The organism is Burkholderia sp. Z1 (assembly GCF_014893795.1).
Lineage (GTDB): Bacteria > Pseudomonadota > Gammaproteobacteria > Burkholderiales > Burkholderiaceae > Burkholderia > Burkholderia theae.
In genome coordinates, this window is the sequence record NZ_JACFYL010000002.1 from 2008306 (window position 1) to 2021974 (window position 13669).

Consider the following 13669-nt stretch of genomic DNA (forward strand, 5'->3'; position numbering starts at 1 on the left):
GCTTCAGGAGGTCGTTTCCCGGCGCGCGGCGCCCGCCCCGGTGGAAGCGTCGGGATTCGACCACTGCTCCCAGTCGCTCTGCTTCGGCGGCTTCGTTGCGCGTATCAGCACCAGCGCAATGCAGAACGTGACGATCGCGTAAACCGTGATCGGTTGCCACGGAATGGCGATGCGCCGGTATTCGTGCGGCAGGTAACGCACCAGCGCCGTCGCGACCGACACGTAGCTCAACAGCATCGCCAGCATCGCGACGGCGGACGTCATCAGCGACATCCCGCAGCACCACATACGTTGCCCGCGTGGCGCGACAGCGGTGCCGACGACCAGCGCGATCGCAGCGGCGATCAGCAGGTCCATCGGCCGGCCATTCGGCAGCAGGTAGCCGAACGTGCCGGTACGCATCGTCGCGAACGAGATCGCCCAGTAATGCAGCGCGGACGAACCGGCCAGCAGGCCGACGGATGCGAAGCGCCGTACCGTCGGTTCGATCGCGGCGTGCGGCAGGTTCAGATAGTCGTTGCTCAGCCGGTTGTACATCAGCGCGAGGCCGGCGACACCCAGCGGCAGCCCGATGAGCACCGTGATCCACGACGACAGCGTGAGCGACGCGGCGCTCAACACCACCCAGGTCGCCACATCCAGCGTCCGTCCCCATCGGCGACGAAATGCCAGCGCAATGTGACCGACGAGACCTGCGATCGCCGCCGCGAACGAAACACCCTGCAGCGCCCACATCTGCCCCGACCATGACGAGAATGCGGCCAGCGACCGTTCGTGCAGGAACAGCATGAACGGGACGAACGCCAGCAAGGCCGTGACGTTTTGCAGGATGCCGTGATACGCGATCACGCGAATCGTCGTATAGCGGCGGGAAACGGGAATGGCAGCGCCAGTTGCGGGCATCGGGCATGCGTGAATGAGCCGGTCGGACCGGCAGCATACTCCCTGATCCGCGCCGCCGCGCCGCGCTTATGCCGTCACAGTGCGGTTTCGACGATCGTCCTGTCGCTGATCGCCCGCTCGACGAGCTGCTCGTCGCCGACCTTGCGGATCGCGTCGTCGAGCAGCCCTTCCGGTTCTTCGGTTGCGACCTTCAAGAGACCCGACAGGCCGCGCGCGTCGAGCACCACCAGCGTCTCCATCGAATCCGCGCGGCTCACGAGCACACGGCGCAACGCCGGCCCCGCGCCGAAGCTCGCGCAGAGCGCAATCGTCTCGCTGCCGAGCGTGTAGTCGAAGTGCTTGATCATGGTCTGTCGTCGTTGCAAGGGAATAGCGACGCGCGACGGCGCGGCGCCGTGACGTCGACGCACCTGCGCGTGCCGCCGGCGCCGGATCGGGGTCCGATCCGCGCGCCGGCATCACCATGCTAGGCGTGCAGTATTAACGAAGACTTAAAACCATGATGACGGCAGCGAAACCCATCCGTCACTCGCCGTCAACGTTTGATGGACGCTAGCCCGAATCCGCCGAAGCGGCATTTGCTCAACGCGGACTGATCGAGAACAACAAGCCGGCGGTATCGCTCGCAATCGCGGAGTAATGCAGTTTTCCGACGCTACGTTCTATCAATTTGGATTCCTTGCGACTCTGCATGGCGAGCTGGATCATGCCCACGATGATCTCGGTATCGTCGTGGGTTTCAGTAGCAGTCGGATTGACGACTGCCGCGATCGTGGCAAGAGTGGCGACGGACTTCAGCATCACCCCCGGTTCGTTGACGCCGATGTGGATAGCGAGTTCGCGAAGCGTTCCATCGGCCTTGTTGACAATACCGGCCAGCTCGACGTTGCGACCGATCGTCTGCTGAAAACCATCGTAGACAGCATCGTGAACGATCTCGAGTTCTGCGAGCGCGTCGTTGTCGCTCGACCTGGAAGCCCGACGATTGTATTCACGGCGAAACTGTTGCGGCGTCAGATCAAGAGAGACGCGCGGCGCGGCCGCGGTAGTCTGGCTTGACGCCGACGACACAGCAGCGACAAGCGAAGCGACTTCACTTGCGTGGTGGTCGGCAGTCTTGGTCACGTCGCCCTGTTCCGGGAGAACGATAGCGGCCACGATCATCGTCAGCATCGACGCCAATATGCCGCCGAAGAATAAAAGCGCGCGCCTCGGCACTGTGCCCGTCTTCTTGTCTTTGAATAGCGACGGCCAGATCAAACCGATCACTGCCAAAACGATGAACAGCAGGCTAACGAAGCCCAATACCCCGGAAACAGCGCGCATTTTATTTTGGCCCTATTTTTATTAATAGGGCATGATACCAAAATGCGAAATCGCGCAGCGGGATATTACATTCCCCTTTCCGCCTCCAGCGGCTCGACCGTCACGCCGACCTTCAGCTCCTGATCCGCGCCGCCGCCGCGGATCACGCCGCGCAGCGGCGTCACGTCCGCGTAGTCGCGGCCGATCGACAGCATCACGTAGTCGTCGCCGGGCGCGCGGTCGTTGGTCGGGTCGAGCTGCAGCCAGCCGCCGTCCTCGGGCCACGCCGGGTCATACACCTCGACCCACGCATGCGACGCGTCGGCGCCGATCAGCCGCGGCTGCCCGGGCGGCGGCTGCGTGAGCAGATAGCCGCTCACGTAACGCGCGGCCAGCCCGAGCGAGCGCAATGCGCCGATCATCACGTGCGCGAAATCCTGGCAGACACCCTTGCGCAGCCGCAGCGCGTCGAGTGCCGACGTCGTGATGTCGGTACTGTTCGGCGTATACGCAAAGTCGGCGTGCACGCGCCGCATCAGGTCCCATGCGGCCTGCACGAGCGCCCGGTGCGGCGTGAAGCTCGCGGCCGCGTACGCGGCGAGTTCGGGATCGCACGCGACATGCGGCGACGCGAACACGAATTCGCTCGCCGCGTCGTAAGGCTGCCCCGCGCGAAACCGCAAGCGGTCGCGCACGGCTTCCCATTCGGTCGCCTGCTTTGCATCGGGACGCGCGATCGCGGGCGGTGGCGCGCCGCGCGCACCGAGCGACCACACGGGCGGCGTCACGCGCACCGTGCTGCGGCTGCGCACGAGCAACGCGTCGTGCGGCTGGTTCAGCGCGAACGACGCGCGTGCGTTGCCGAATGCGTCGATCTCCGTGCAGACGGATTCCGGCGCGGGCTCGATGTCGAGCGCGAACGACAGCACCTGCTGCCGCGGCGTCGCGAGCGGTTGCAGGCGGGCCTGGTGCTGGGCCGATTCGACGCGTGCCGCGTAACGGTATTCGGTATCGTGCGTGACGCGCAGCAAGCGGCCGGGCGCAACGGCGGCCGGCGCGGCCGATGCGGGTGGTACAGCCGGTGCCGCGGCCTGCCGTGCATGGCCGGAACCGGACGGCGTTTTCGCCGCGCCTTTCGTCGTCACCATAGCGTCCTGCCCGCCTCGCGCACGTGGCTGAAATAGCGTTCGCCGATCCGGTTCGACAGCTCCCAGACCGCCCTCACCGTCGCGTCGAGCGCATCGAGCAGCTTGTCGTGCCGGCCGCCGTCGGCGGTTTCGCACAGTTCATGCAGCGACCACGCGGGCACGTCCGGAATCGTCTCGGCCAGCTCCGACAACGCATAACCTTCACTGCGCTCGACCTTCGTCAAGCGGCCGCGCAGCGCCTGCACGACCCAGCCGAGCGAGCGCGGGTTGTCGGTATCGAGCACGACGAGCGACAGCAGCGGCGCGACATCGAAGCCGCGCTGGAAACGCGAGCGGAACGTGATCGTGCTGTCGAACAGCTCCAGCACGAGCTCGAAGCCGTCCTGTCGGTGCACGGCGCCCTCGTCGAACGCGAACTTCAACACGGCACACAGGAAGTCCAGCCGTTCGATCTGGCGGCCGATCGACAGCAATCGCCAGCCGTCGTCGCGCGTCATGTTGTCCGTCTGCGCGCCCGTGATCGCGCCGAGCAGCAGGCCGAGACGCTCCAGCAACTGCAGCGCGTCGTTGCCGATCTGCTCCTCGGCTTCCGGCAGGCCGGCGCTGTCCGCGAACAATTGCGTCGCGTCGTCGATCAGCCGCCATTGATCGCTCGACAGCCGCTCGCGGATAGCGGCGGCGGCGCCGCGCATCCCGAACAGGCACGATGCGATGCCCGACGTGCGATCCGCGCCGCGCGTCAGCGACGTCGCGAGCGTGTGCTGGAACGCTCGCGGCGCATCGACGGCGTTCGGCGCGTCGGCCGCGATCAGGCCGGTGTCGCGGCACAGCGTGTCGATCAGCTCCAGATGCGCGGGACTGTCGACGTCGTCTTCGCCGCGCAGCCGCTCGAGCGCGGCGCGCGCGAGGCGCATCAGGTTGGTCGCGCGCTCGGTGTAGCGGCCGAGCCAGAACAGGTTCTCGGCGGCGCGGCTCGCGATCGCGCGCGGCCGCTCGACGAGATCGTCGGGGCCGAGGTGCGTCTGCAGCAACGTCGTCGAATCGACGATGCCTTCGGTCATCACCCATGTATCGACGGTGCTGCCGCCGCGCGGCATCGGCGCGTTGAACAGCGTGTCGCGCGTACCGACCCGCGACAGCCCGCCTGGCAGCAGCCGCCAGCGCTGCGCGCCGTCGGCGAGCGCGAAGACGCGCAGCAGCACCGGCTTCGGCACGATGCGCGCGCTGTCGTTGCCGTCGGGCGCGTCGTGACGCGGCCAGGTCGGCGCCTGCGACAGCGGCAGATCGGCCTGCACCGTGTAGTGTTCGGGCTGTGCCAGGATCCGCGCGCGCCAGTCGGCGAGCTGCGCCTGCGTAAGCCGCGCGCCGATCACCGGGTCGAACGGGCCGCCGGCCTGCACGTCGGGCGGATACGACGCCTTCACGATGCCGCGCGCGAGCTGCGGCAACGCATCGTCACAGGCGGCCGCCTCGCCGCACCACCATGAATGCACGGCCGGCAGCGTCAGCGTTTCGCCCAGCAGCCCCTCCGCGAGACGCGGCATGAAACCGAGCATCGCCGGCGATTCGAGAAAGCCCGAGCCCGGCGCGTTCGCGAGCAGCACGTTGCCCGCGCGCACGGCCTGCAGCAGCCCCGGCACGCCGAGCATCGAATCGGGCCGCAGTTCGAGCGGATCGAGCCACGCGTCGTCGACGCGCCGCAGGATGCCGTGCACGGGTTCGAGCCCGCGCAGCGTTTTAAGGAAGACGCGGTTGTCGCGCGCGGTCAGGTCGCCGCCCTCGACGAGCGTGAGGCCGAGGTAACGCGCGAGATACGCATGCTCGAAATAGGTCGCGCTGTGCGGCCCGGGCGTCAGCAGCACGATCCGCGAATTCTTCGCGGTCGGGCTGAGCGCCTGCATGCTCTGCAGCAGCGCGCGGTACGCGGACGCGAGCCGCTGCACGCGCAGCCCGCGAAACCCGCGCGGAAACAGCCGCGACACGATCAGCCGGTTTTCCAGCAGATAACCGAGCCCGGCCGCGCCCTGCGTGTGCTGCGCGACGATCCGCCACTGCCCGTCCGGGCCGCGCGCGAGATCGAACGCGACGACGTGCAGCCACGTGTCGCCCGGTACGCGCGCGCCGCGCATCGCGCGCAGGTAGCCGGGATGCCCGGTGACGAGCGCGGGCGGCAGCAGCCCGCGCTGCAGGATCGTCTGCGGCCCGTACAGGTCGGCCATCGTCGCGTTGAGCAGCCGCACGCGCTGCAGCACGCCGCGCTCGATCGCGACCCAGTCCTCGGGCGTGACGATCAGCGGCAGCAGGTCGAGCGACCACGGGCCGACCGCGCCGGCGCCGGCGCGCTGCTCGTGCAACTGATAGAACAGGCCGTTCTCGCGCATGCGCCGCTGCAGCGCGTCGGCGCGGCGATCGAGGTCGGCCACGCCGTCGCTGCCGATCGACGTGAAAAAGCTGCGCCATGCAGGCGCGAGCGCAGGCGCGTTCAGGCCGGCCGCGCTGCCGCGCAGTTCGTCGTAACGGCCGGCGGCGGCCGGCGCCGCGAGCGCGGCGGCCAGTTCCGCGGCGTCCGGCTGCGCGCCGGTATCGAAAAGCGTGGGCATCGCGTCGAGGGCGGCGAGATGATCGGTTTGAATGGGCGACACAGTATCGTTTCGTCTTCAGGGTGCGGCCGCGCACGGGCACCGCCGCACAGGCGGCGGGCCGCTGCGCGCGGCCGCAATCTGCCCGCATCCTAGCACTCCGGCGGGGCCGCCATCGACCGGTGCGCCGAGAGAACGCGAGCCGTGCATCGTCGTGATGCCTGTCATCGGCCGGTCAGGGCCGCCGCAGGTCGAGCGTGAACGGGAATTCGCGGCTCGGCGCGGCGGCAGAGACGTCCATCCGCCCCGGCGTGTGCCCCATCTCGACGAAGCGCGCGAGCCGGCGGCTCTCGGCCTCGTACGCATTGACGGGGAACGTTGCGTAGTTGCGCCCGCCCGGATGCGCGACGTGATAACGGCAGCCGCCGAGCGAGCGCTGCAGCCACGTATCGACGATGTCGAACGTGAGCGGCGCATGCACGCCGATGGTCGGATGCAGCGCGGAGGGCGGCGCCCACGCCTTGTAGCGCACGCCCGCGACGTATTCGCCGACGGTGCCGGTCGGCTGCAGCGGCAGCGCACGGCCGTTGACGGTCACGACGTGCCGGTTGTCGTTCAGCCCCGTCACGCGCACTTCGAGCCGTTCGACCGACGAATCGACGTAGCGCACCGTGCCGCCGGGCGCGCCCTCCTCGCCCATCACGTGCCACGGCTCCAGCGCGCCGCGCAGCGACAGCTGCATCCCGTTCACCGCGATCTCGCCGAACAGCGGGAAGCGGAATTCGAAATGCGGCGCGAACCAGGCCGGATCGAACGCGAAACCGGCGTCGCGCAGTTCGGCCAGCACGTCGTCGAAATCCATCTGAAGAAACGCCGGCAGCATGAAGCGGTCGTGCAGCGCGGTGCCCCAGCGCGTCAGCGGCGTCGTGTACGGCGCTGCCCAGAAACGGGCGACCAGCGCGCGCAGCAGCAGTTGCTGCACGACGCTCATCCGCGCATGCGGCGGCATCTCGAACGCGCGCAGTTCGAGCAGGCCGAGCCGGCCGGTCGACGAATCGGGCGAATACAGCTTGTCGATGCAGAACTCGCTGCGATGCGTATTGCCCGTCACGTCGATCAGCAGGTTGCGCAGCACGCGGTCGACGAGCCACGGTGGCATGTCCTGCCCGTACAGCAGCTTGTTGCGCTGGATCTCCGCGAACGCGATGTCGAGTTCGTAGAGCTGGTCGTTGCGTGCCTCGTCGACGCGCGGCGCCTGGCTCGTCGGCCCGATGAAAAGCCCGGAGAACAGGTACGACAGCGACGGATGGTTGTGCCAGTACGCAACCAGGCTCGCGAGCAGGTCCGGGCGGCGCAGGAACGGGCTGTCGGCCGGCGTCGCGCCGCCGAGCACGAAGTGGTTGCCGCCGCCCGTGCCGACGTGGCGGCCGTCGACCATGAACTTCTCGCTGCACATCCGCGACTGCCATGCGGCGTCGTACAGGAATTCGGTGTGGTCGACGAGTTCGTCGAAGCTCGCGGCCGGATGGATGTTCACCTCGATCACGCCGGGATCGGGCGTCACCTGCAGCATCTTCAGCCGCGCATCGCGCGGCGGCGGGTAGCCTTCGAGCACGAGCTTCACGCCGAGCGCGTGCGCGGTCAGCTCGATCGCGCCGAGCAGTTCGAGATAATCCTCGAGCGCGGCGAGCGGCGGCATGAACAGGTACAGGATGCCGTTGCGCACTTCGACGCACAGCGCGGTGCGCGTGATCCACGCGGCCGATTCGAAGCGCTCGGGCCGGCGCTGCGGATCGTGCGCGACGGGCCGCCCGTCCGCGGCCGTGCCACCGTTGCGCCACTGCATCACGGTCTGCGCGGACGCTTCTCGATGCACGCCGGACAGGTAGCGCGGCGCGTCGGCCGGCCCCGCATAACGCGCGCGGATGGCGGCGGCTTCCGGCAGCGCGGCGCGCGGCGCGAACGGATCGCGCTCGACCAGGTGCGGATGGTCGGCACGCGCGGCCCATGGCAGCGAATCGAGCGGCAGCCGATAGCCCATTGGCGAATCGCCGGGCACGAGGTACATCCGCTCGTCGCGGAAGAACCACGGGCCCGTCTGCCAGCGCGGCCCGTCGAGGCCCGGCGCGTCTTCCGTACGCTGAACCGGCAACACGTAGCCGACCACGCTGTCGAGCTGCTGCTCGAACACCTTACGCAACCGCGCGCGTTCGAGCTCGTCGTCGAGGCGCGAGTCGAACGGGTCGACGTTGACCGGCAGCCGGCGTTCGCGCCACAGGTAGTACCAGACGTCCTCGTAGCCGGGCAGGATGAAGTCGCCGGTCAGGTTCAGCCGCGCGGCCAGCGCGTTGATGAAGCGCTTCGCGTCATCGGTCGTACAGGCGGACGGCTCGCGCTCGTCGGCGAACAGCGACGGGTCGTGCCACACGGGCTGGCCATCCGCGCGCCAGAAGATTGACAGCGCCCAGCGCGGCAATTGCTCGCCCGGATACCACTTGCCCTGCCCGAAATGCAGGAAGCCGCCATCGCCGTATTCGGCGCGCAGCCGCTGCACGAGTTCGGTCGCGTAGCCGCGCTTGGTCGGGCCAAGCGCATCGGTGTTCCACTCGGCGCCATCGCGATCGTCGATCGACACGAAGGTCGGCTCGCCGCCCTGCGTGAGCCGCACGTCGCCGGCCGCCAGCGCGCCGTCGACCTGCGTGCCGAGCGTGCGCACCGCGTCCCATTGCGACTCCGTATACGGCTTCGTCACGCGCGGCGATTCGTACACGCGCGTCACCGCCATCTCGTGCTCGAACGACACCTCGCATTCGTCGATCAGCCCTTCGACCGGCGCGGCGCTGGTCGGCTGCGGCGTGCACGCGAGCGGGATATGCCCTTCGCCGGCGAGCAGGCCCGAGGTCGGATCGAAGCCGATCCATCCGGCGCCCGGCAGATAGACCTCGCACCATGCGTGCAGGTCGGTGAAGTCGACCGACGTGCCGCTCGGGCCGTCGAGCGACTTCACGTCGGGCGTGAGCTGGATCAGGTAGCCCGACACGAAACGCGCGGCGATGCCGAGATGCCGGCACAGCTGCACGAGCAGCCACGCGCTGTCGCGGCACGAGCCGGACGCGAGTTCGAGCGTCTGTTCGGGCGTCTGCACGCCGGGCTCCAGCCGCACGAGATAGCCGATGTCGCGCTGCAGCTGCTGGTTCAGCGCGACGATGAAGTTCACGGTGCCGGCCGGCGTGAGGTCGACGCCGTCGAGATACGCGCGGAACAGCGGCGACGCGCTCGTCTTCGGATCGCAGGCGAGATACGGCGCGAGCTCGGTCTTCAGCGCGTCGTCATAGCTGAACGGGTATTGCTCCGCGCTGGCTTCCAGGAAGAAGTCGAACGGGTTGTACACCGACATTTCGGCGACGAGATCGATCGTGATCTCGAAGGATTCCGTGCGCTCCGGAAACACGAGCCGCGCGAGATAGTTCGAGAACGGGTCCTGCTGCCAGTTGATGAAGTGCTCCGCGGGCTCGACCGTCATCGAGTACGCGACGATCGGCGTCCGGCAGTGCGGCGCGGGCCGCAGCCGCACGACCTGCGGGCCGAGATTGACGAGCCGGTCGTAACGGTAGCGGGTGGTGTGATGCAGCGCGACGTGGATGGACATGGGAGCTCGGTTCGGGTTGGGCCGGCCGCACACGCCGCGTCGCCCTCGACGCGGCGGCCCGGCATGGCGGATTCGGCTAAAGCGCGCGTCAGGTCAGACGAATTCCGGCGACTGCACGACGCTGATCTCGACGCCGACGGCCGTCGCGCCAAGCCCCGTCACCGGCTGCGCGTCGCGATAGTCGAGGCCGACCGCGATACGCACGTAGCGCTCGTCCGGGCAGCGGTTCATGAACGGATCGAACCCGACCCAGCCGAGCCCTTCGACATAGGCCTCGGCCCACGCATGGCCGGCCGGCTGCTGCGTCAGCGCGGCGGCTTGCGGCTGCGCGCCGAGCGCCTGCTGCGGCAGCCCCTGCGACTGCGATTGCGACTGCCCTTGCGATTGCGACTGCCCCGCATGCGACGCGCCGAGCACCTGCTGCATGCCCTCGCCGCTCTGCAGCGCGAGCGCTTCCTCCTCTTCGTCGGCCACGTTCTGCTTCGCGTCGGCGATGCGCTGCATCGCGCTGTCGGCGAGCACGTAACCCGAGATATAGCGCGCGGGAATCTTCAGCACGCGCGCGGCCGCGATGAACGCATGCGCATGGTCGCGGCTCGTGCCCTCGCCGCTTTGCAGCGCGGTTTCCGCATCGACGGGCGCGTCGGCGGCCAGGTTCGGCGCGTATGCGATGCGGCCGTGCACTTCCGTCATCAGCCAGTGCAATGCGTCGAGGCCGTGCGGTTCGATCGGCAGCGCCTCCGCGAGCGCACGCACGGTGTCGCCCGCCTTCGTCAGCGCGGTCTCGCGCTCGAAGATCCACGGCGGCGCATAACCTTCCGGATTGCCGAGAATGCCCGCGCGGTCCTGCGTCTCGACGACGCCGGCCGCGATGACGACGATCTCGGCCTTCGCGCCGCGGTCGTGGCGCACGAGGTCGATCCGGTTGCCGAGCCCGTCGGCGTACGACAGCGTCGGCTCGACGCCGTCGATCGTGACCTGCCACGCGCGCACCGTCTGCCCGGGGCCCGACTGCGGGCGCAGCCGCAGCCGTTGCAGCGCATGGGTGGCTTGATCGTCGAACTGATAACGCGAGATGTGTCGAATGGCGAGTCGCATGGCAAGTCTCAGTCGAAGTTGTAGGCCTGGGCGATTTCGAGCCCGAGGCTGTTGTTGCGGCCGATGAAGTCGGTCAGGAACTCGTGCAGGCCGCTCTTGAAGATCCGCTCGACCGAGGTATCGGACAGCATTTGCAGGATCTTCGTGGCCGTGTCGTGACACGGATGTGTCACGCCGTAATCCTTCGCGAGCAGGTTCAGGCTCGATACGACGCGCCCGTAGCAATAGCGCAGCGAACGCGGCATGCGGCCGTTCAGGATCAGGTAGTCGGCGATGTTCAGCGGCTTGTACTGCACGTCGTACACCCAGCGGTACGAACGGTGCGCGGCCACGCAGCGCAGGATCGTCTCCCACTGGTAGTTGTCGAGGATCGTGCCGACGTGCGACACCGACGGCAGCAGCAGGTGGTATTTGACGTCGATGATCCGCGCGGTGTTGTCCGCGCGCTCGATGTACGCGCCGATCTGCGCGAAATCGAAGATCTCGTTGCGCAGCATGGTGCTGTAGAAGCTGCCGAGGATCAGCGCGGTTTCGCGCTTCACCTCGTCGAGCACGGCCGGCAGCCCGCTCTCCGGCACCGGCTCCGCAAGCGCGCGGCGCAGCGCGAGCCACGCGCCGTTCACGCTCTCCCACGCCTCGCGCGTCAGCGCGGTGCGCACCATCCGCGCGTTCGAGCGCGCGGCCTCGATGCACGCCAGCACGCTCGACGGGTTGTCGCGGTCGCGCAGCAGGTAGTCGGTCACGGTATCGGCCGCATACGCGTCGTATTTCTGCCGGTAACCGTCGTCGGTGCCCGAGCTGACGAGCACCGACGACCATTCGGCCGGCGCGTCGGACGTGCGCGTGAGCGCCATCCGCAGCCCGGCATCGACGATGCGCGCGATGTTCTCCGCGCGCTCGATATAGCGGTACATCCAGTAGAGACCGCTTGCAGTACGTCCCAGAAGCATCTCGTGTCCACTCCGTCTTCGTTCGGTTCGCGCGCCGGCTCCGGCGCGCGCGGTCGTGTCCGGCTCAGTCGGCCAGCACCCAGGTGTCCTTGGTGCCGCCGCCCTGGCTCGAGTTGACGACGAGCGATCCTTCCTTCAGCGCGACGCGGGTGAGCCCGCCCGGCGTGATGCGGATCCGGTCCGACACCAGCACGAACGGCCGCAGGTCGACGTGGCGCGGCGCGAGGCCGGCTTCGGTCAGGATCGGCGTCGTGGACAGCGCCAGCGTCGGTTGCGCGATGTAGTTCGCGGGCCGCGCACGCAGCTTCGCGGAGAACGCCTCGAGCTCGGCCTTCGACGCGCACGGCCCGACCAGCATCCCGTAGCCGCCCGAGCCGTGCACTTCCTTCACGACCAGTTCGTCTAGATGCTCAAGCACGTACTTCAGGCTGTCGGCCTCGCCGCAGCGCCAGGTCGGCACGTTCTCCAGCAGCGCCTTGCGGCCCGTGTAGAACTCGACGATCTCCGGCATGTACGAATAGATCGCCTTGTCGTCGGCGATGCCCGTGCCGGGCGCGTTCGTGATCGTGATGTTGCCCGCGCGGTAGACGTCCATGATGCCGGCGACGCCGAGCACCGAATCGGGGCGGAACGTGAGCGGGTCGAGGAACGCGTCGTCGACGCGCCGGTACAGCACGTCGATCGGGCGGAAACCCTCGGTCGTGCGCATCGCGACGCGGCCGTCGATCACCTGCAGGTCGCTGCCCTCGACGAGGTGCACGCCCATCTGGTCGGCGAGGAACGAATGCTCGTAGTAAGCGGAATTGTGGATGCCGGGTGTCAGCACGGCGATGGTCGGGTTGTCGGCGTTGCCGCCCGGCGGGCACACGGCCGCGAGCGACTGGCGCAGCATCTGCGGGTAGGTCTCGACCGGGCGCACCTTCACCTGCTGGAACAGCTCCGGGAAGAGCTGCATCATCGTCTCGCGGTTTTCCAGCATGTACGACACGCCGGACGGCGTGCGCGCGTTGTCCTCGAGCACGTAGAACTCGTTCTCGCCGGTGCGCACGATGTCGACACCGATGATGTGCGTGTAAACGTTCCCCGGCGGCCGGAAATCGATCATCTCCGGCACGAATGCCTCGTTGTGCGCGATCAGGTGCTTCGGCACGATGCCCGCGCGCACGATCTCCTGCCGATGATAGATGTCGTCGAGGAACGCGTTGAGCGCCATCACGCGCTGCTCGATGCCGAGCGACAGCCGGCTCCATTCCGCGCCCGAGATGATGCGCGGGACGATATCGAACGGGATCAGCCGCTCGGCGGCCTCCGCGTCGCCGTAAACGGCAAACGTGATGCCCGTCTTGCGGAACACACCTTCCGCGTCGTGGGCTTTCTGGGCGAGGCTCGCGGGATTCTGCGTGTCGAGCCAACGCTTCAGGCGCGCGTAAGGCGCCCTTACCATGTCGCCGGATTGCAGCATTTCATCGAATGGCTTCATCGATCTTTTCTCCATCGATCGTTTTCCCCGGCATTGCGCATGCCGGACCGGCGTAATGAATGCTTCGCAAGGAACGTGCCTTGCGATATCCCGTCGATATCCTCCCCCCTTTTTGTGCCGCGCCGGGCACGCCCGCGCGGCATTTCGCACCACAACGGTGCAGCACCCGGCGCGACGCGCGGCAACGGTGCGTCGCGAGCGCGCACGGCCGATGCTGCGCCGCGTCTTTCGAACATAGTTCTCCCGCGTGTCACGACTGTGCAATCTGCACTGCACAAAAAACGGCCCGTCTGGGGCGCCCTGGCACACCTGGAGCGCCGGCTCGGCGGCCGCCGGAACGTCGGGACGAAAAGGTGGGCCGGCACGCGTACAGCGCAGCCGGCCCTGGGGAAGTACCGTCTGCGGCAGCGCGGACAGCTCGACGCGATGAACTGTCCGGTTAGCCGGGTCCGGCACCTCAAACCTATGCAGCCGTAATCCCGCCGACAATGCCCATGCATATTTCGACTGACACCCATCGAAAAAAAACATCGGGCCGACCCACGCGAGGCGCGGTA

Annotated in this window: 9 protein-coding genes; all 9 read right to left on the reverse strand. The window is 68.0% G+C overall.

All coding sequences use genetic code 11. From position 1 onward, the window contains the following. Nucleotides 1–3: 3 nt before the first annotated feature. The 9 genes from H3H55_RS25980 to H3H55_RS26020 all read right to left on the reverse strand — a co-directional run bounded on the left by H3H55_RS25980 (nucleotide 4) and on the right by H3H55_RS26020 (nucleotide 13112). Nucleotides 4–903: a hypothetical protein gene (locus tag H3H55_RS25980; RefSeq protein WP_226800369.1), complete on the reverse strand. Its 900-nt coding sequence runs from the start codon at nucleotides 901–903 to the stop codon at nucleotides 4–6. Nucleotides 904–977: 74 nt separating this feature from the next. After that, a complete protein-coding gene (locus H3H55_RS25985; protein ID WP_193100792.1) occupies nucleotides 978–1250 on the reverse strand; it encodes a hypothetical protein in 273 nt (90 codons plus the stop codon). A gap of 235 nt (nucleotides 1251–1485) precedes the next feature. After that, the gene (locus H3H55_RS25990) at nucleotides 1486–2229 is read right to left on the reverse strand and encodes a hypothetical protein (protein ID WP_193100793.1); all 744 of its coding nucleotides are present in this window, start codon (nucleotides 2227–2229) and stop codon (nucleotides 1486–1488) included. Nucleotides 2230–2294: 65 nt separating this feature from the next. Continuing rightward, nucleotides 2295–3356 (reverse strand): transglutaminase family protein, encoded by a 1062-nt coding sequence (locus tag H3H55_RS25995; protein ID WP_193100794.1) that lies wholly within the window; start codon nucleotides 3354–3356, stop codon nucleotides 2295–2297. Further along, a complete protein-coding gene (locus H3H55_RS26000; RefSeq protein WP_193102151.1) occupies nucleotides 3350–5956 on the reverse strand; it encodes a circularly permuted type 2 ATP-grasp protein in 2607 nt (868 codons plus the stop codon). The genes H3H55_RS25995 and H3H55_RS26000 overlap by 7 nt, the downstream gene beginning before the upstream one ends. Before the next feature lie 214 nt (nucleotides 5957–6170). Beyond that, on the reverse strand, nucleotides 6171–9584 hold the full coding sequence (locus tag H3H55_RS26005) for a DUF2126 domain-containing protein (protein WP_193100795.1): 3414 nt from the start codon (nucleotides 9582–9584) through the stop codon (nucleotides 6171–6173). Between the two features lie 93 nt (nucleotides 9585–9677). Then, entirely contained in the window at nucleotides 9678–10682 is a 1005-nt protein-coding gene (locus H3H55_RS26010; RefSeq protein WP_193100796.1) for a transglutaminase family protein, read from the reverse strand. A gap of 8 nt (nucleotides 10683–10690) precedes the next feature. Next, nucleotides 10691–11632 carry an alpha-E domain-containing protein gene (locus tag H3H55_RS26015; protein ID WP_129517122.1) on the reverse strand — a complete coding sequence of 314 codons (942 nt, stop codon included), beginning with the start codon at nucleotides 11630–11632 and terminating at the stop codon, nucleotides 10691–10693. A gap of 64 nt (nucleotides 11633–11696) precedes the next feature. Continuing rightward, complete coding sequence (locus H3H55_RS26020) at nucleotides 11697–13112, reverse strand: circularly permuted type 2 ATP-grasp protein (RefSeq protein ID WP_164992104.1); 1416 nt, start codon at nucleotides 13110–13112, stop codon at nucleotides 11697–11699. Between the last annotated feature and the right edge of the window lie 557 nt (nucleotides 13113–13669).

What these genes read in the sequence shown, in the direction of transcription:
- H3H55_RS25980 (WP_226800369.1), bottom strand. Translation starts at nt 903, where the DNA reads ATGCCCGCAACTGGCGCTGCCATTCCCGTTTCCCGCCGCTATACGACG.
- H3H55_RS25985 (WP_193100792.1), bottom strand. Translation starts at nt 1,250, where the DNA reads ATGATCAAGCACTTCGACTACACGCTCGGCAGCGAGACGATTGCGCTC.
- H3H55_RS25990 (WP_193100793.1), bottom strand. Translation starts at nt 2,229, where the DNA reads ATGCGCGCTGTTTCCGGGGTATTGGGCTTCGTTAGCCTGCTGTTCATC.
- H3H55_RS25995 (WP_193100794.1), bottom strand. Translation starts at nt 3,356, where the DNA reads ATGGTGACGACGAAAGGCGCGGCGAAAACGCCGTCCGGTTCCGGCCAT.
- H3H55_RS26000 (WP_193102151.1), bottom strand. Translation starts at nt 5,956, where the DNA reads ATGCCCACGCTTTTCGATACCGGCGCGCAGCCGGACGCCGCGGAACTG.
- H3H55_RS26005 (WP_193100795.1), bottom strand. Translation starts at nt 9,584, where the DNA reads ATGTCCATCCACGTCGCGCTGCATCACACCACCCGCTACCGTTACGAC.
- H3H55_RS26010 (WP_193100796.1), bottom strand. Translation starts at nt 10,682, where the DNA reads ATGCGACTCGCCATTCGACACATCTCGCGTTATCAGTTCGACGATCAA.
- H3H55_RS26015 (WP_129517122.1), bottom strand. Translation starts at nt 11,632, where the DNA reads ATGCTTCTGGGACGTACTGCAAGCGGTCTCTACTGGATGTACCGCTAT.
- H3H55_RS26020 (WP_164992104.1), bottom strand. Translation starts at nt 13,112, where the DNA reads ATGAAGCCATTCGATGAAATGCTGCAATCCGGCGACATGGTAAGGGCG.